Origin of the sequence: Spiroplasma endosymbiont of Villa modesta, from assembly GCF_964030925.1 — a bacterium.
Classification (GTDB): domain Bacteria; phylum Bacillota_I; class Bacilli_A; order Mycoplasmatales; family VBWQ01; genus Spiroplasma_E.
On sequence record NZ_OZ034992.1, the window covers coordinates 1,523,096 to 1,540,330 of the forward strand.

The 17,235-nt window shown below is 22.8% G+C and carries 21 protein-coding genes; 6 read left to right on the forward strand and 15 right to left on the reverse strand.

Annotation, left to right across the window (positions count from 1 at the left end):
• Nucleotides 1-75: 75 nt before the first annotated feature.
• The 3 genes from AAHM89_RS09740 to AAHM89_RS09750 all read right to left on the reverse strand — a co-directional run bounded on the left by AAHM89_RS09740 (nucleotide 76) and on the right by AAHM89_RS09750 (nucleotide 1,156).
• Nucleotides 76-297, reverse strand: coding sequence for a hypothetical protein (locus tag AAHM89_RS09740; protein WP_342266212.1), 222 nt, complete (start codon nucleotides 295-297; stop codon nucleotides 76-78).
• Between the two features lie 273 nt (nucleotides 298-570).
• Complete coding sequence (locus AAHM89_RS09745; protein WP_342266213.1) at nucleotides 571-966, reverse strand: hypothetical protein; 396 nt, start codon at nucleotides 964-966, stop codon at nucleotides 571-573.
• The gene (locus AAHM89_RS09750) at nucleotides 917-1,156 is read right to left on the reverse strand and encodes a hypothetical protein (protein WP_342266214.1); all 240 of its coding nucleotides are present in this window, start codon (nucleotides 1,154-1,156) and stop codon (nucleotides 917-919) included. The genes AAHM89_RS09745 and AAHM89_RS09750 overlap by 50 nt, the downstream gene beginning before the upstream one ends.
• Before the next feature lie 96 nt (nucleotides 1,157-1,252).
• Between AAHM89_RS09750 and AAHM89_RS09755 the strand changes: the two genes are divergently transcribed.
• Together AAHM89_RS09755 and AAHM89_RS09760 are read left to right on the forward strand one after the other, a co-directional pair.
• Nucleotides 1,253-1,675 (forward strand): transposase family protein, encoded by a 423-nt coding sequence (locus AAHM89_RS09755; protein ID WP_339045912.1) that lies wholly within the window; start codon nucleotides 1,253-1,255, stop codon nucleotides 1,673-1,675.
• 23 nt (nucleotides 1,676-1,698) lie between these two features.
• Nucleotides 1,699-2,106, forward strand: a complete 408-nt coding sequence (locus AAHM89_RS09760) for a transposase family protein (RefSeq protein WP_339045908.1) — start codon at nucleotides 1,699-1,701, stop codon at nucleotides 2,104-2,106.
• 187 nt (nucleotides 2,107-2,293) lie between these two features.
• Here AAHM89_RS09760 and AAHM89_RS09765 read toward each other — a convergent pair whose 3' ends face one another.
• The 4 genes from AAHM89_RS09765 to AAHM89_RS09780 are packed head-to-tail and all read right to left on the reverse strand — an operon-like array spanning nucleotide 2,294 to nucleotide 3,931.
• The gene (locus AAHM89_RS09765; protein ID WP_342266215.1) at nucleotides 2,294-2,878 is read right to left on the reverse strand and encodes a hypothetical protein; all 585 of its coding nucleotides are present in this window, start codon (nucleotides 2,876-2,878) and stop codon (nucleotides 2,294-2,296) included.
• Nucleotides 2,866-3,159, reverse strand: a complete 294-nt coding sequence (locus tag AAHM89_RS09770; RefSeq protein ID WP_342266216.1) for a hypothetical protein — start codon at nucleotides 3,157-3,159, stop codon at nucleotides 2,866-2,868. The genes AAHM89_RS09765 and AAHM89_RS09770 overlap by 13 nt, the downstream gene beginning before the upstream one ends.
• A 2-nt stretch (nucleotides 3,160-3,161) precedes the next feature.
• On the reverse strand, nucleotides 3,162-3,626 hold the full coding sequence (locus AAHM89_RS09775) for a hypothetical protein (protein WP_342266217.1): 465 nt from the start codon (nucleotides 3,624-3,626) through the stop codon (nucleotides 3,162-3,164).
• Between the two features lie 2 nt (nucleotides 3,627-3,628).
• Nucleotides 3,629-3,931: a hypothetical protein gene (locus AAHM89_RS09780; protein ID WP_342266218.1), complete on the reverse strand. Its 303-nt coding sequence runs from the start codon at nucleotides 3,929-3,931 to the stop codon at nucleotides 3,629-3,631.
• A 228-nt stretch (nucleotides 3,932-4,159) separates the two neighbouring features.
• Between AAHM89_RS09780 and AAHM89_RS09785 the strand changes: the two genes are divergently transcribed.
• Entirely contained in the window at nucleotides 4,160-5,137 is a 978-nt protein-coding gene (locus AAHM89_RS09785) for an IS3 family transposase (RefSeq protein ID WP_342265776.1), read from the forward strand.
• A gap of 4 nt (nucleotides 5,138-5,141) precedes the next feature.
• Here the strand turns inward: AAHM89_RS09785 and AAHM89_RS09790 are convergent, their stop codons facing one another.
• From AAHM89_RS09790 to AAHM89_RS09820, 7 genes are all read right to left on the reverse strand, one after another.
• Nucleotides 5,142-5,762, reverse strand: coding sequence for a transposase family protein (locus AAHM89_RS09790; protein WP_342266219.1), 621 nt, complete (start codon nucleotides 5,760-5,762; stop codon nucleotides 5,142-5,144).
• Between the two features lie 154 nt (nucleotides 5,763-5,916).
• A complete protein-coding gene (locus AAHM89_RS09795) occupies nucleotides 5,917-6,921 on the reverse strand; it encodes an NAD(P)-dependent oxidoreductase (RefSeq protein ID WP_342266220.1) in 1,005 nt (334 codons plus the stop codon).
• A 29-nt stretch (nucleotides 6,922-6,950) separates the two neighbouring features.
• Nucleotides 6,951-8,162, reverse strand: coding sequence for an AEC family transporter (locus AAHM89_RS09800; RefSeq protein ID WP_342266221.1), 1,212 nt, complete (start codon nucleotides 8,160-8,162; stop codon nucleotides 6,951-6,953).
• 182 nt (nucleotides 8,163-8,344) lie between these two features.
• Complete coding sequence (locus tag AAHM89_RS09805) at nucleotides 8,345-9,616, reverse strand: hypothetical protein (protein ID WP_342266222.1); 1,272 nt, start codon at nucleotides 9,614-9,616, stop codon at nucleotides 8,345-8,347.
• A gap of 174 nt (nucleotides 9,617-9,790) precedes the next feature.
• On the reverse strand, nucleotides 9,791-10,108 hold the full coding sequence (locus AAHM89_RS09810) for a hypothetical protein (RefSeq protein WP_342266223.1): 318 nt from the start codon (nucleotides 10,106-10,108) through the stop codon (nucleotides 9,791-9,793).
• Between the two features lie 555 nt (nucleotides 10,109-10,663).
• Nucleotides 10,664-10,921 carry a transposase gene (locus AAHM89_RS09815; RefSeq protein WP_339047950.1) on the reverse strand — a complete coding sequence of 86 codons (258 nt, stop codon included), beginning with the start codon at nucleotides 10,919-10,921 and terminating at the stop codon, nucleotides 10,664-10,666.
• A 23-nt stretch (nucleotides 10,922-10,944) separates the two neighbouring features.
• Nucleotides 10,945-11,367, reverse strand: coding sequence for a transposase family protein (locus tag AAHM89_RS09820; RefSeq protein WP_339045912.1), 423 nt, complete (start codon nucleotides 11,365-11,367; stop codon nucleotides 10,945-10,947).
• A 487-nt stretch (nucleotides 11,368-11,854) separates the two neighbouring features.
• Here AAHM89_RS09820 and AAHM89_RS09825 point away from each other — a divergent pair, with 487 nt between their 5' ends.
• The 3 genes from AAHM89_RS09825 to AAHM89_RS09835 all read left to right on the forward strand — a co-directional run bounded on the left by AAHM89_RS09825 (nucleotide 11,855) and on the right by AAHM89_RS09835 (nucleotide 15,889).
• Nucleotides 11,855-13,399 (forward strand): hypothetical protein, encoded by a 1,545-nt coding sequence (locus AAHM89_RS09825; protein WP_342266224.1) that lies wholly within the window; start codon nucleotides 11,855-11,857, stop codon nucleotides 13,397-13,399.
• Between the two features lie 91 nt (nucleotides 13,400-13,490).
• A complete protein-coding gene (locus tag AAHM89_RS09830) occupies nucleotides 13,491-14,501 on the forward strand; it encodes a hypothetical protein (RefSeq protein WP_342266225.1) in 1,011 nt (336 codons plus the stop codon).
• A gap of 26 nt (nucleotides 14,502-14,527) precedes the next feature.
• Entirely contained in the window at nucleotides 14,528-15,889 is a 1,362-nt protein-coding gene (locus tag AAHM89_RS09835; RefSeq protein WP_342266226.1) for a Sapep family Mn(2+)-dependent dipeptidase, read from the forward strand.
• Nucleotides 15,890-15,941: 52 nt separating this feature from the next.
• On the opposite strand, the gene AAHM89_RS09840 is transcribed toward AAHM89_RS09835, so the two are convergent.
• Nucleotides 15,942-17,099 (reverse strand): hypothetical protein, encoded by a 1,158-nt coding sequence (locus tag AAHM89_RS09840; RefSeq protein ID WP_342266227.1) that lies wholly within the window; start codon nucleotides 17,097-17,099, stop codon nucleotides 15,942-15,944.
• Between the last annotated feature and the right edge of the window lie 136 nt (nucleotides 17,100-17,235).

Genomic DNA, 17,235 nt, shown 5'->3' on the forward strand with positions numbered 1-17,235 from the left:
AGGATTTTTGTGTTATTTAAATGTAATTTTGAAATTATATTTTTAACTATTTATACATTTTATGATATAATTTAATTAACAAATCATAGAATTTGCAGTTATATTGTTAATGTTACTCATAATTCTAAGGGTTAATCTCATACGTCCACTAAATCATTGTTGTAATATTCTAACTTTTGGTTGAGTTTCAATAGGCATTGATAATAGCGGAAATGCTATCTTATCTTTAACAAATAACTTTGGGTATACTTCCATATTGTCAACTTCACCAAGTACCTTTATATTGCCAAAAATCATGCTTCTAGGGGCTTTAATTTTTAAACCAATTACTTTTGTATCTTTATCTAATGGTTTTTATAATTTAATAATAATTGGATAACCATCTCTTGTTTTAAAATCTTTAATTTTAATAATAGTTATACTTTTAGTACTTCTTGTTTTTGGATTTTGATAAGGTTGTGAATAATTATTAATGATATATAAATTATCAATATTATTTTCAGTTAATGGTTCATTTATACTAACTGCATATAATTTAAATTGATTTAATAAATTTATTTCTTGAAAAATTTAATTTTTAATATCAGTCATACTATATTCAATTGTATTATCATTAATATTAGTACTTGCTCTTTGATTTAATTGCATAGTAAAGTCTGATGTTTCAACTGCAATAGTTTTTAATACTTTATCAACATCAATAAATCCAATTTTAATAGTATTTGCTGAAAATTTTAAACTATTATTTTCATTATTTTTAAATAAACGTTCAATTTCATAAATATAAATTGTTCTTTTTTTAAATTCATCATATGCTCTATTAATATCGGGGTCACTAGTAGCAGCCATCATATTAGTAAAGTCATAAGGAATATTATCGATTAAATAATCATTTTCTACTTCTGCTTGATTAAGTTTAGTTTGTTTCTGTGGAAATTTCGTTTGTGGTTTGTTGTTGTTTTCCATTGTTCTCTCCTATTAATTGGTTATTTTCGGGATTAAATAATTTTAATTTAACTATTAAATTATTAATTTCTTGTTCATCATTAATATTAAATGTTTTACTATTTAATAAGTCTTTATCTAAACGTACTAATATTTGAATAAATTTAATAATATCAATATTAAATTGTCATAACTTTTGTTCAATAGACATATTCCGTAATTATTTTTTTGAAAAATCAAGTAATAATTTTAAAATTTATTTTATAATTTTGTTATTAACAATAAATTTAGAAAAGTGTTGATAAAAATGATTTTTGAAAATTTAAAAAAATTAAAAAATGAAGAATTTTACAGATATTTTGGTATAAAACGTTTTCATTTTAATGAAATGTTAGAAAAATTAATTGAAATAGAAAAATTAGAAAAAAATAAAGGTCGAAAAAATAAACTTTCAGTAGAAGAAAGATTAATGATGACTTTATTATACTGAAAAGAATATTATACTTTTTTTCAAATGAGTATTAAATCTAAAATGAGCCCATCAAGTTGTTTTCGAAATATTACTTGAGTAGAAAATAAACTTAGTAACCACAAAGATTACCAATTTTTAAAAGAAAGATATAAATTAAAAATTGATAAAAAACAAGAAAATTCAAATGAATTTCAATTTTATTTAATTGATTCAACTGAGATTGAAATTGAAAGACCAACTAAAAAAAACTACAGTTAGAATATTTTTCTGGTAAAAGTTGAATGTATTCTATAAAATTTCAAATTGTATATGATTTTTTTAATAAAAAAATTGTTGATATTTTTGCTGATAATGGTAAAGTGCATGATTTTCAAATATTAAAAAATTCAAATCTTGAATTTTCAGAAAAAACAATAATTATTGGTGATTTAGGATATCAAGGTATACAAAATATTTATAAAAATACAATAATACCAATTAAAAGAACTAAAAATAAAAAATTAACTAAACAAGAAAGAAAATACAATAAGATTGTATCTAAAATTAGAATTAAAGTTGAACATGTCTTTGCTTGATTGAAAAGATTCAAAATTTTAGTAAATAAATGTAGAAAATCTAAATTTAGACTTATGTACTTAAGATTTAACTTACTTTGTGAAATTTTTAATAAAATAAAACCATTAAAATAAAAAAAATATTAAAAATATTTTTTTAAAATTTAAATTTTTATCGAGTTAATATAAAAATATTATTAACAATTTTTTGTTTAAAATGTAAACTCATTTTTTAAACTATTTTTTCAAAAAATATTTATTTCTATATTCAATAACACTAAATAGTTTTAAAACAATTTTATTGACAATTAATTAAATTTAATTACGGAATATGTCTAATATAATTAATAGTTGAAATATTTACAGCTGTACTTTCGGGTACTGATTGTTGTGCAGATTTCTTTTGACTTGGTATATGAATACCACAACGTTTAAATATTTCATTAACATTTCAATCGTATATATCAGTTAAGTTTTTACCTTTAAAGTTGCTATTTGTCATATTGATATTTTCGTTTTGTTCATTATTATCTCCACCGCTTTTAAATATGTAATTTTTAGTAACTAATGTTCTTACTGCTTCTTCTAATGTTGATTGAACATTACCATAAGTTTGACTAAATATAAATTTAGGTGAATTTAAAATGGTATCTAAAACAATTTGTTCATAAATGACATCTAATGCTTTAATTTTATCCATTACTTTATTACAATCTGCTAATTCATTTGCTTTATTTCGCATAATTGCTATTGGTATATAATTAATATTTAGTGTTTGTTCTTGTTCTAAATTTGGATTATTAATGTATGATTGAAAATCTAATGGAAATTGTTTTTTATTATTACTAATACTATAATTGGTGCTATTAATAAAATTTTTCATAATATCATTTTTTACTCTTTTCATTTTTTAAATCATTTAACATTGATTGAACAAAATGCACGATTTTTAGTCATATTTCAATTATTAAAAATTTGACCAGTTACTAAAATTTCATCATTTTTGTTTAATAAAATACATCGATTATAAAGTTTTGGGTTATTAAAAATTAAAGTAACATAGTTTAAACCATTTCATTGACCACGAACACTATAATATAATTCTTTATTACCTTTTTCGTAATATTTTGCTTCAATAGTGTTACTTAGTTTTACTGTTAATTTGACATAATTTGCTTTATCTTTCATGTTTATAATTTCCTTAAATAATTATCAAAAATTAATATTTTTTTATGATTTTTTAAATAATATTGAATATGCTTATAAGCATCTTGTTCATGTTTTGTTAATTTTATATTTCCTTTATAATTTGTTATTTTATTTTTATTTTTTGGGTGGTTTTCTAGATAATCTCAGTTGAAAACATCTTGTACTAATACCATTAATGCACCAATAATTTTAGGTGTTGCTAATGGATTAGTTAATAATTGTTTTGAACTTAAAAAGAAATTTTCTACAATAACTAATATTTTTTTATCAATAAATTTTTCTTTAATTAATTGCATTTTTTCTTTATACATATTTTTAGTTCATAAAACAGTTAATGTATTAAATGTTTCATTAAAAACAATATTATTAGTTTCACTTGAATATATAACAATTCCATTACTACCTATTCCTGCTGGGTCAATACCAATAATTAAGTCATATTGCATTATTAATCAAAATCTTTGGATTTTATTTTATTAATTAATAATTCAATAGTATTAACTGAACCTTGTAATTGATTTCGATAAAATGTTTCTTTTTCTTTTTTGTATTGTTCTATATAATGACCTAAAAATATATTTAATGAACAAATTAAATTTTTCTTATATTCATTAATTATTTCTTTTTTAAAATCTTCTTTTAATTTTTCTATATTATTTAAATGTTCTTCTGTTATTTCTTGATTACGTTTTTTATTATATTTATTAATAATTTCTTGGTCTTTATAAGAAAATATTTTTTGTTTATTCATATTTATATCTCCTACTTAATCTAACATTTAAAATACAGTCATAACAAATTGCTTTATTATTTTTGTCTCTTAAAAAGTTTTGTCTTGTTTTTATATCATTAGTATTAAAGAAGCCACTTGCCACTTAGCCCTTTTTACTAGACCATTAATTTAAAAAACCTGAATGTATTCTAAAAACAATTGTGTTATATAATTAACACTAATTTTAACCTGAAAGGATTTTTATTAATGGATAAAATTAAACAAATAGCATTAGTAATTAACAAATTAAATATCAAAGAAAAAATTAAAATTATTGATGATTGTAAAAATCAATATTCAATTAGAAACCTATGTCAATATCTTCAATTAAACAGATCAACATATTACTTTTTAAAAAATAAACAAAAACCTATTAAAAAAGAAGAAAATCATATTATTAAATGCAATCATAAATATCAAAAAATATGCCAACTTTTAATCGAATTTCATTCTACAAGAAAAGGCAGAATTTATGGATATTTAAGAATTTTTTCAGCTTTTAAAGAGTGATTAAAACAAGAAAAAAATATCATTTTAAATATAGAATTATCAATAAAACAAATGCGAAAAATTATGAAAGAACACAATATTCAAGGATTAAAACAAACTAAAAATAACTATCCTAAAAACAAAAAAAATCCAAATAAGTGAATACCTACAATGGATAAAGTAAACAAAGATTATAAAAGTACAACCTCTTCAAATCAAATTTGATCAATGGACACTAAACAAATAAATACTAAAGAAGGATGATTATATCTTTTTGTAATTATTGATTTTTATTCAAATAATGTTGTTAGTTATAATATTGCTCCTAATAAATCATATCAGGATTTAATTCTTCCTGCTCTTGAAAAAATCAACAAACAATTTTCTTGAAATCAAGTAAAAAATGTTATTTTACATTCAGATAACGCCAACGAATTTTATTGTCAGGATATCACAAAATGAGCAGAGGATAAACAAATAATTTTAAGCAAAAAACAACCTTATGATATTGGTGGTAATGTATTATCTGAAAACTGATTTTCTCATTTATCTCAAGAATGACTACCTAAAGGATCAAATCAATATTTATCCATCAATGAAGCTATAAATGATGTAAATCAATATGTTATGTTTTATAATTATGAAAGAATACATTCTAAATTTCTAAAACCACCAATTTTACAAATTAAAATTTAGAATTTTATATCAAAAATGGTCCAGTAATTAAGGGCCAACCACCATTAAGGGCCAACCACCATTTATTTACTAAAATTTTGAATCTTTTCAATCAAGCAAAGACATGTTCAACTTTAATTCTAATTTTAGATACAATCTTATTGTATTTTCTTTCTTGTTTAGTTAATTTTTTATTTTTAGTTCTTTTAATTGGTATTATTGTATTTTTATAAATATTTTGTATACCTTGATATCCTAAATCACCAATAATTATTGTTTTTTCTGAAAATTCAAGATTTGAATTTTCTTGTTTTTTATCAATTTTTAATTTATATCTTTCTTTTAAAAATTGGTAATCTTTGTGGTTACTAAGTTTATTTTCTACTCAAGTAATATTTCGAAAACAACTTGATGGGCTCATTTTAGATTTAATACTCATTTGAAAAAAAGTATAATATTCTTTTCAGTATAATAAAGTCATCATTAATCTTTCTTCTACTGAAAGTTTATTTTTTCGACCTTTAGTTTTTTCTAATTTTTCTATTTCAATTAATTTTTCTAACATTTCATTAAAATGAAAACGTTTTATACCAAAATATCTGTAAAATTCTTCATTTTTTAATTTTTTTAAATTTTCAAAAATCATTTTTATCAACACTTTTCTAAATTTATTGTTAATAACAAAATTATAAAATAAATTTTAAAATTATTAATTGACTTTTAAAAAATTTAATTACGGAATATGTCTATATTATTTTTTTCATATACAATATGTAAAATAACTATAATCAATTATTAAATTAAATTTTATTTTTACATTCTTGACCAGATAAAATTACTTTTAAATTTTCATAAGTAATTTCAATCATATTTTTAACAGCTTCATCAGTATACGATCCAATATGTGGTGTCACAATAACACGTGGATATAATGATAATAATTTATTTGTAATATTATCAGGAGTTGGTTTTCCAACAAAATCTTTAAAAAAAACTTTGCTTTCATTTTCTAAAACATCCAAACCAACACCTTTTAAATGACCACTTTTAACTGCATCATAAACTGCTTGTAAATCCATTAATTCACCACGAGCTACATTAATTAAAACTGATCCAGGTTTCATTTTTGCTAAAAAATTCTTGTCAACTAAATGGTAATTTTCTTCTTTAATATATGGACAATGTAATGAAATTAAATCCGATTCTTTAAATAAAGTTTTTAAATCACAATAAGTTAGAATACTTTTTGCTTGATCACTTTCATAAATATCATATCCTAATACCTTTGCTCCCATTCCATGTCATGCCTTAGCTGCTTGATAACCAATGCGGCCAGTTCCAATAATTCCTATTGTTGAATTACGAATTTCTTTGGCAAACATAAAATCATCAATTTTAAAATTATGATTTTGTTGATGATTAGCACTATAAAATAAATTTCGAAGTAAGCCGTTTCCCATACTTACTGCTAATTCACTAACAGCATTGGGCGAATAACAAGGTACATATGCCATTTCGAAACCTAATTCATGAGCTTTTTTTAAATCAATATGATTATAACCAACAGTTCTAGTTAATAAATATTTAACGCCATATTCTTTCATTTTTAATAAATTTTGCTCATAACAGTCACAATTAGCACGAACCATTACTGCTTCATGTCCCTTTGCCGTTTCAATATTATCCTTTGTTAAATACTCTTCAATTAATGTTAAATCATATCCATAATTTTTATTTAATGTTTCAAAAAAAAGCTTTTCTGTTTTACGAACACCATAACAAACCATTTTAATTTTTTTTGCCATATTTTTATTCCCTTTCTTTTGTTTATATTTTAACTAAATAACGGTGTTGCGCCAATCGCTGTAGTAATAATTACTCAAAATGGTAATGAAATAATTGAAAATAATGTAGCAATTAATGTTAAATTACTTGTTAACAATGGCTGTTTTTTGTAAGCAATTGAATAGGCAACAATAACTGATGCTGGGGGGGCTGCTAACATAATTACAATAACGCCTAATCCAACAGTATCTAATTTTCATGCTCCGGTTTCTTTTCCAATTGCCGCAACTGCACAAACTAATGCTAATCCAAATAATGGTGCAAAAATAATTTTCATTACCATTCCAAATCATACTTTTTTATCTTGTGCAGCATCTTTAAAATTACCTTTTGCTAAAGTAATTCCAATTGCCAATCATGCTAATGGCGTACATAATGCCTCTAAAGTTTTTGTTACTTTAAACAATGGTGGAAATGTATTATCTAATCGTAATGGTGAAAAATATTGACCACTAGTAATATCATTTTGATCAGGAACAATAGCAATTCCAGGAATTAATTGTGTAACTCAAAAAATAAATCCAACCATAGTTGCAATTAAAATTGGATTTAAAAAAATCTGTTTTACATTCTTTATTAAATTTTCTCTTTTTATTACTTTCATTTCTGATCTAATTTGTGCATATCCATCAGTATTTAGTTTTGTATCAACAATAAAATCAGCACCAGTTTGTCCTTTTGTTACTACTGCTGCTTTAATAGGTTTGCTCATTACAATAAACCCTAATGAATATAAAAATATTCGATATGGAATATTAAAAATATTAGCTGGTAAGGTGGCAGCTCCATTATCAAATAGTGCTGTTACTACAGGAATTCCAAAAAATGTTGTTGAAGCAAATACAGTACACATTGCTAATGTATCTTGAATATCCTTATCATATTTAATATAAAAATATTTAGCAACTATTCCCAGTATCATATAGAATAAAAAACCAACTAGTAAAATTGCAACTTGCGTTTTAACTTGCTCTGTTGTTGTATTTGTCATAAAACCATCAAAAGCTAAAGATGGTAAACCAACAACCATAACAATTTTAATTAAAACTGCTTCTCAGTCTTTTTTAAATATCCCTCTCTTCGTTAAAAATCAACCTAAAAAAATTACAAATATCGTTGCTAAAATTGCACTTCAAAATCCTCAAGCTTTTAATGTATTTATAACAGCTTGACCAACATCAGCTTGTAAATAAAATTGCATATTTCTTTCTATTTCTCCCTTCTTTAATACTTTCTCCTTTCTCTAAAATCTAAGTATTTTGTAACTACTTATGTGTTATTATATAACTTTCAAATAAAAAATAAAACTAATTTACCAAATTTTCAATATTGTGTATAGAGTAATAAATTTGGTAAATTAAAATTATAATATTTTTTTTAAAGTTATAGACCCATTCTTTTCATAGTTCTAGCTGGTGATTTTTGTCTATTATCTTCTTCTGGAATAAATCCATTTACTCTAGTTTCACTAGCTTCTTTTTCTAACTCTTTTAGTTTATTTTTTCATTCTTGAAATTCTGATCATATTTCTTTTGTTTTTTCTTCGGATTCAATTTGATACTTTTCTTTTTTATTTTCAGTAAAAACATCTTTTATTTTTTTTATATGTTTAGGTTCTAAATATTTTGAAAATGCAATATTTTCTTGTCATTTTTCGTTTCATTGATTAATTGATTGGTAATATTTTTTTGAAAACTTATTTCTTTTAAACTTTCGATTTAATTCTTTTTTTAAAGTTTTAAAAGTTTTTGGTTCATTTTTTTCTCTAGTTTGTTGCAAACAATTTAAAATTCTTTTTTCTATTGCTTCTTTTGAATTTAAAGATATGTCTTTTAAAAATTGAACTTCTTCTTCTAAATTATTTGATCTATTTTCTAGTTTTTTTATTTTCTGTTCTAATTCAAGTTGATACTTGTCTTTTACATTTGAAAACATTACTGTTCTTAATTTTTTAGCACATTCACATAAAATTTTGTAACAAATACCAGCAACAATACCAGCAATAGTAAAAGGTAATCAACCCATAATAGCACTTGACACAACAAATGTACTAATTATCGGTGTGATAATTATTTTAGCAATAGGAGATGTAGCACCCCACGCAATAAAAAATATTAAACCATGAAAAATCTTTCATATAAACCTTTTAAAAATTCAATATTTATCTTGTACTTCTTCTATAATATTTTCTTGTTTTTGATTTGTAATAGTTCTTACAAATTCTAAAAATGGTGTTCTAATGATAGTTGTATGTTTAGATTCTTTTTTTATAAGCTCTTCATTATTTTTAATTTCATTTAAAAATTGCTTATAACGTAAATGTCTAATTTGTTGAACAATTTCATTATTTTCAAAATAAATTAATAATTCTCAAACTTTTTTTCTTTTATCATCATGTAATCTTAATAAAAAAAAGGTTTTATCTTTTATTTTTACTATTTCATCATAAATAAAATAGTTTTCATTATTTGGTTTTTCGATAATTGTTCTAAATTGAAAACATTTTTTATCTTTTTCATCAAAATGATTTTCAAATTTACATGTTTCACCATGATGTCAATTTTTATGACACCTAATAAAATTTTTAGTAAATCATGTTAAATCTTCTATATTTCTTAATTCTTCTTCAATAATAGTTTTTGTTTGTAAACTCATTTTGATTCCCCCTTATTTAAATAAAAACCCATTATTTTAAAAATAAAAAACAATAGGTTTATTTAGTTTACACTTATTTTTGCTAAAGTTTTAAAATTATGCAATAAACTTTTTAATATTTTACAAATATGGAAAAAAGATTTCAATTGAAATCTTTTTTCCATATAATATTTTTTACAAGTTTGGTAAGTTTAATTTAGATTTAACTGTTGATGATTGAGTTTGTAAATCAATTGCACTAATTTCTTTTTTTTCGATGTCATCAAAATCACTATCACATTCTAAATTACTTTCTAATTCATTAATTTTGTATTTTAATCTTTCTGCCAAATTCATATTGGAACTTTCAATATCATTTATTTTAAATCATTTTCCATCAAATAATAATTCATATACTATTGTTTCTTCAGATTTATCATTTGTATTTAATAAACCAGAATAATTAGATTCCTCTTTATTTGGATTTTTCAAAGTAACACTTAATTTATACATACCAAATGATAAACATAGTTCATCAAGGGGTAAAGAAATATTTTTAGTTCAAATTATTTGCTTAGAATCTTTATTAATACAGTTCAATACTACTGATTGTAAACATTCTTTTTCTAATCCTAATAATTGCTTTGAAATAGTTATTTCTGTTGTTAATTCTTTACGAAATACTTTTGTTGCTGCTACTCAAAGTATTTTTAACGCAGCCGCTTTTTTATTAGGTGATGTTTTTAACTTTAATCTATCTAAATGACTAATCTTTGGACATATTCCGTAATTAAATTTAATTAATTGTCAATAAAATTGTTTTAAAACTATTTAGTGTTATTGAATATAGAAATAAATATTTTTTGAAAAAATAGTTTAAAAAATGAGTTTACATTTTAAACAAAAAAATGTTAATAATATTTTTATATTAACTCGATAAAAATTTAAATTTTAAAAAAATATTTTTAATATTTTTTTATTTTAATGATTTTATTTTATTAAAAATTTCACAAAGTAAGTTAAATCTTAAGTACATAAGTCTAAATTTAGATTTTCTACATTTATTTACTAAAATTTTGAATCTTTTCAATCAAGCAAAGACATGTTCAACTTTAATTCTAATTTTAGATACAATCTTATTGTATTTTTATAAATATTTTGTATACCTTGATATCCTAAATCACCAATAATTATTGTTTTTTCTGAAAATTCAAGATTTGAATTTTTTAATATTTGAAAATCATGCACTTTACCATTATCAGCAAAAATATCAACAATTTTTTTATTAAAAAAATCATATACAATTTGAAATTTTATAGAATACATTCAACTTTTACCAGAAAAATATTCTAACTGTAGTTTTTTTTAGTTGGTCTTTCAATTTCAATCTCAGTTGAATCAATTAAATAAAATTGAAATTCATTTGAATTTTCTTGTTTTTTATCAATTTTTAATTTATATCTTTCTTTTAAAAATTGGTAATCTTTGTGATTACTAAGTTTATTTTCTACTCAAGTAATATTTCGAAAACAACTTGATGGGCTCATTTTAGATTTAATACTCATTTGAAAAAAAGTATAATATTCTTTTCAGTATAATAAAGTCATCATTAATCTTTCTTCTACTGAAAGTTTATTTTTTCGACCTTTATTTTTTTCTAATTTTTCTATTTCAATTAATTTTTCTAACATTTCATTAAAATGAAAACGTTTTATACCAAAATATCTGTAAAATTCTTCATTTTTTAATTTTTTTAAATTTTCAAAAATCATTTTTATCAACACTTTTCTAAATTTATTGTTAATAACAAAATTATAAAATAAATTTTAAAATTATTAATTGACTTTTAAAAAATTTAATTACGGAATATGTCTTTTGTTTGACTTTTTTCTTTATTCATAAATTTTCTCCATTCAAATTAATAATCTTATTTAATTTTATTATATGACCAAGTTCTCCATTAATGCCTAATATTTTAACTTTTAATAAATTCATTATTTAAATAACATAGTTATTCGAAAATTATTATTTTTATTTATTTTACTGTTTTATTTAACATATCTTTTTATCTTCCTTTTCTCTAAAACTTTAATTTAATAAAAACACTTTCATTTTATTTAAAAACTAATATTAATAGTCAATAATATATTAATATTATTCATTTTTCCAGTCCAATTAATTACACGACACTATCTTAATTTTTAATTTGATATAATTATAAAAAGAGTAAGTATATTAAAAATAGATTGGGGTATTTTTATGATAGAGGAAATAAATTCTAGTTCAATGAAAGAACCAAAAATTTATCGTATTGGTCTATATAGCAAATTAACAATTCTTATTAATGGCCTTCTAATTACTACGAGTTTAATGATAGGTTGGGCTTTATGAGCAACTATTGGTCGAGATGCAATTGATAACTATATTAAATGATTCAATAATCCACAACAACCTAATTCTAATTTACAAATTAGTTTCAATATAATAAGTATTATTGTTTTCATAGTCTCTGGTTTATCTTTAGCATTAGTAGTCGTACCTTTTATTTTTTTAAAAACTAAAAATAGTGTATCAGCACTTTTTTGTTTAATAAGTTTTATTTTTTCAGCAATATTTGTTATCTTTCTTATTGTATTTTTTATTTTTAGATTTAAAACTTTTACTTTCTTAGCTAATAAAAAAGACGGCGAAAAAATAAATACAACTGGTAACTTTCTAATAGCTTTTTTACCATGAATGTTGGCTGAACTATTTGCAATACTTTTATTAATCCACAGTCTCTGATTAATTATTAATATTACCTCTAAATACAAATCAAATACACTATTAATGCCTATTGCTAAACCAAAAGCAAAACAAGAAACAGTAATAGCAAAACAAGAAGTTGATGATACGATAACGCTTCCTAACGTCGTACCAATACCAGTACCTCAAAATAATGAAGAACAACAAGTAGCAAACCAAGAAACTAACAATACTGTTCTTAAGCAAGATCTAACACAAGAAAAAATAATCACTAACCCTTCAACATCAACTGTCCATTATACTAATCATGAACTATCACAAACACCAACGCAAGGTGCCTATCATGCCGAAACTGTTTCGCCAACCCCAGGTACTCTTACTAATCTTAAATCCGAATCTATTACAAATGAAGAAGAAATAAATGATAATATCGAAAATGCAACAATATATTCAGAACCAACAGTTGAAAAAACAAGTGTAGAAGATACAACAATATATTCAAAATCACCAACAACAGAAAGTAATATTAATAGCGAAACTAATTACCAACCAAAAAATCAAGGTGGTTTTGATGTTAAAGACAGTAGTTATTGTGAATCTGAAACATCTAATTTTAATGAACAAGCAACAACAATAACTGTTGAAGAAACACAACCAATAATAGAAAAAACAAATACAAAAAAAGAAACAATCGAAGTGCAAAAAGTTACTACTCACCATTGAACATTAGAACAAATTGAAGCTGTTTGAGAAAAAGCGGAAATAATTGATGGTGTTAGTGATAAATTATATCGTAAAGATTATGGTGGTGCTTGAATGTTTCGTGATTCATTTACCACTGATTATAGCGCAGCAGATAACTTAGAAACTTACTCTTGAACTATTGTTCTACATCGTCCTACTAGTCAACAAGGAACAACTGAATTATATAATCTAGATCCAATGAATATTGTTAATGCAAAAAGTAAAGGTGAAAATTACCCTTCTTGAAAAACTAAAATTTCTTCAAAAGGAAATAAAAATATTGCAAAAGAACAACATTGAAAAGCACGAACATAAATATAATAAAAAAGATTTATTTTAAAATAAATCTTTTTTATTATATTTAATATTTAATAGTAATTTAAAATAAATATAGTATCATTTATTTATGAATACACAAACTACCATTGAACATTTATATATAGAAATACCTAATTTTAAACATGAAGTAAATACTAACTATTCTTATTTTATAGAAAGTATTAAAAAAGAATTAACAAAAATAATAAATAAATACCAATTAAACTTAAAAACAATTTATCTTGCTAACAAAAATAAGTCAGTTTTACCAATTAATTTTTTAGAGCAATTATTAATAATACTTAAACCATTGACAACCACTATCAAAGAATACAACTTTGAATGTACTATTAATAATACCAATTTCACAACTCTACAATTATTTTCCAAATTTCAAATTAATCGTTTAATTTGAAAAATAATTAGTTTTCAAAATCAATTAAATAACAAATTTAATTATCAACAAAGTATAAAAATTATTAATGATGCTATTAACTTAAAAATTAATAATTTCTCAATTGATTTAAAATATAATCTTCCTCATCAAACAGTAATTGATGTTAATAATGATTTACAAATATGTATGCAATTAAAAACACCTCATATTAGCTATGATAGTTATAATCACAAACAAAATCTTACTATTAAAAGATACATTAATAATTTCTTAAAAAAGCACAAATATGATAACTATGAATACTATAGTTATAGTAAAAATACTAATAATCAATCAAAATATATTATTGCATATTGTTTATTAGAAAACTATTATGGAATTGGTCCAAATGCTGTTTCATATATTAAAACAGAAGATAAAGCAATAATAATTACTAATAGCAATAACATTAATAATAACAATCAAAAAAATAGTATTTTATCAACAAATGAAATTTTAATCCAAAAATTAATACAAGGTTTATTACTAAAAAAGGGAATAAAATTTAACAAAAATGATAATATTCTAGAGCAGCCACTGATTAGTAAATTAATCAAAAATAAACAAATAAAAATAAAAAATAATCATTTATCTTGCACAAATAGTTCCTGATTATTGTTAAATGATTTAATAGTTGATATTATAACTAATACTACTATTTAAATTTATATATCAAGGAGTGAATAAATATGGAATTCAATGAAAAATTGCTAAAAGAAAAATATTTTCCGCAAGCACTAACAAAAATAAAAGAAATTGTTAAAATTCAATCATATGCTCAACCACCCACAACAGCAGCACCTTATGGGCCTGGTGTTAAGGAAGTATTAGATTATGCTATTAATTTAGGACAAGAATTAGGTTTTAAAACTTATCGTGATAAAAACAATAAGTATGGATATTTAGAATATGGTGATGGTAAAGAAATATTTGCCATGTTAGGTCATCTTGATGTTGTACCACCAGGTAATTTAGAAGAATGAAAAATTCCACCTTTTTCGCCAGAAATTATTAATGATATTTTATATGGACGAGGTGTATTAGATGATAAAGGTCCAACAATTATTATTCTATACTGTTTAAAATATTTAAAAGATCATGGCTATCAACCAAATCGTCGAATTAGAGTTATCTTTGGTTTAACTGAAGAAACAACATGAGATTCAATTAACACATATATGAAGCAAGAAGGTACTCCAACTTTTGGTTTTACTCCTGATGGTATGTTTCCGCTAGTATATGCTGAAAAAGGAATTATTAACTTAGCTATTATTGGTACAGGTCATAAATCCATTGTTATTAATGCAGGTGATGCTTACAATGTCACTTGTTCTACTAGTAATATTAATGGTGTTGATATTGAATCATTTGTTAAAATTGGGAAAAATAAGAAATATCGAATTGAAAATAATAATCAACAAATTACCATTCATGGTAAACCAGCACATGGGTCACGACCAGATGAAGGAATTAATGCAGGATTAAGAAGTTTATTAATTTTAAATGAACTTAAAGTTGAACATAATCTAATTAAATTTGTTGGTGATATTTTACAAGAAGATACTGCTTTAACAAAATATTTTGGTGATTTAGATGATGAATCTGGAAGTTTTACTATTAATGTTGGCATTGTTGAAATTAATAGCAAAAGTTCAAAATTAGGATGTAATATCCGTATTCCAGTTAAAACTGATTTACAAGAAATTTTAAATAGATTAACAAAAATATTAAAACCTTATAATTTAACAATAAAACAACAACATTATGATAAACCATTATATATGCCACAAGAATCAACAATTGTTATTAAATTAATGGAAATTTATCAAGAAGTTACTGGTGATAAAAAAGCAAAACCAATTGCAATTGGTGGTGGAACTTATGCTAGAGCAATGCCAAATTGTGTAGCATTTGGTGCGATATTTGATCATACTAACTCAACTGAACATCAATATAATGAATGTATTAAAGTTGACGAATTATGAAAATCAATGTTAATTTATGTACGTGCTATTAGTACACTGGGAAGTTTAGAAATTGGTAAATTATAAAAAAAGTTAGAATAAACTATTCTAACTTTTTATATTTTCATTCAAATAAATTTTATGCAATTGAAGGAGTTCTAGGACAACCAACAAAAGCAGGACCATTAATACTATTAATAACACTTACCAATTCATCATTAAAGTTATTACTTAATTGTCGTTCATCACTACTATTAATACTCATATAATTACTATTAGTTACTATTTCCTCTAATTCATTATTTGGAGTAGACGTAAAAAATTTCTGTCATTGTTTTTTAGCATATTTATTTAATACTTTATTACCAATAGTATCATTGATAATTAAACCAAACATAATAGCAAACATTGGAACTTGAAAAAATGTAGATTCAAATTCTGGTAATCTATCAGCAGTATACATAACAGCTGCAGTTTTAATTGCATTATCTATTATAGTTGCTATTACCATTGCTGTTAAATAACCACCACTTTTTAAAAGACTCATACATTTTGATTGTTGAGAAAGTAATGATTCTAACTCATCATTTTCATTATTATTATTTAAACAATTAAAATATCTTTTGAAAGCAAACCACATATGTGTTTTTGTTAAATATTCTATACCCTTATCTATTAAGATAGAAGTATAACATAAAACTTCTGCTCGTATAATTGTTGATAAAATATTTGGGCCATAAATAATTTTACTTCAATATTCAGCTAAACTAGTTAAAGAACCAACTGAATACATACTAGAAGCCGTAATCATAAAATGATTCGAAATTCAATATCCAGCTTTTGCTATTAGCATTTTTCCAAAGATAGCTGTTTTTGAAAGACATGAATAACCTTCTTCAACACCAATTTCGGGATATAAAGATAAAAGTGGACTCATTTCTTGATCAGCAGTTCTATTAAATATTGCTCTTCCCTCTTGTCAAATTTTTTCTGCGCCCCATTTTCATAAATTCATTGCTTGTGTACTAATTACCAATTGTACTGGAGTTACTCCAAAATCAACTAAATTATTTAAAGGATTTACTTTATTTCAATCAATTGATCCAATACTAGTAACTGCTACCTGAAATACTCGTTGTACAGTTTTCAAACCAACTGCTGCTGTTAATAAACTAGCTGTTCCAATTATTTTTTTAGTATCTGATCATATTAAACTACTTCAACTATTATTAATAGTATTTGCTTCTATATTGCTATCTATATCATTATTTATTAATAACTCTTCTTCTTGTGGCATTTTTTCTCTTCTCTCTATTTCTTTATTAAAACATAAAAAACACATTAGTAACAAACTTTACAAAAGTGGTTATAAACCATATTTTGTTAAATTGCTTTTATGTGTTTTAACAATAGTATAAAGGATTATCACTTAA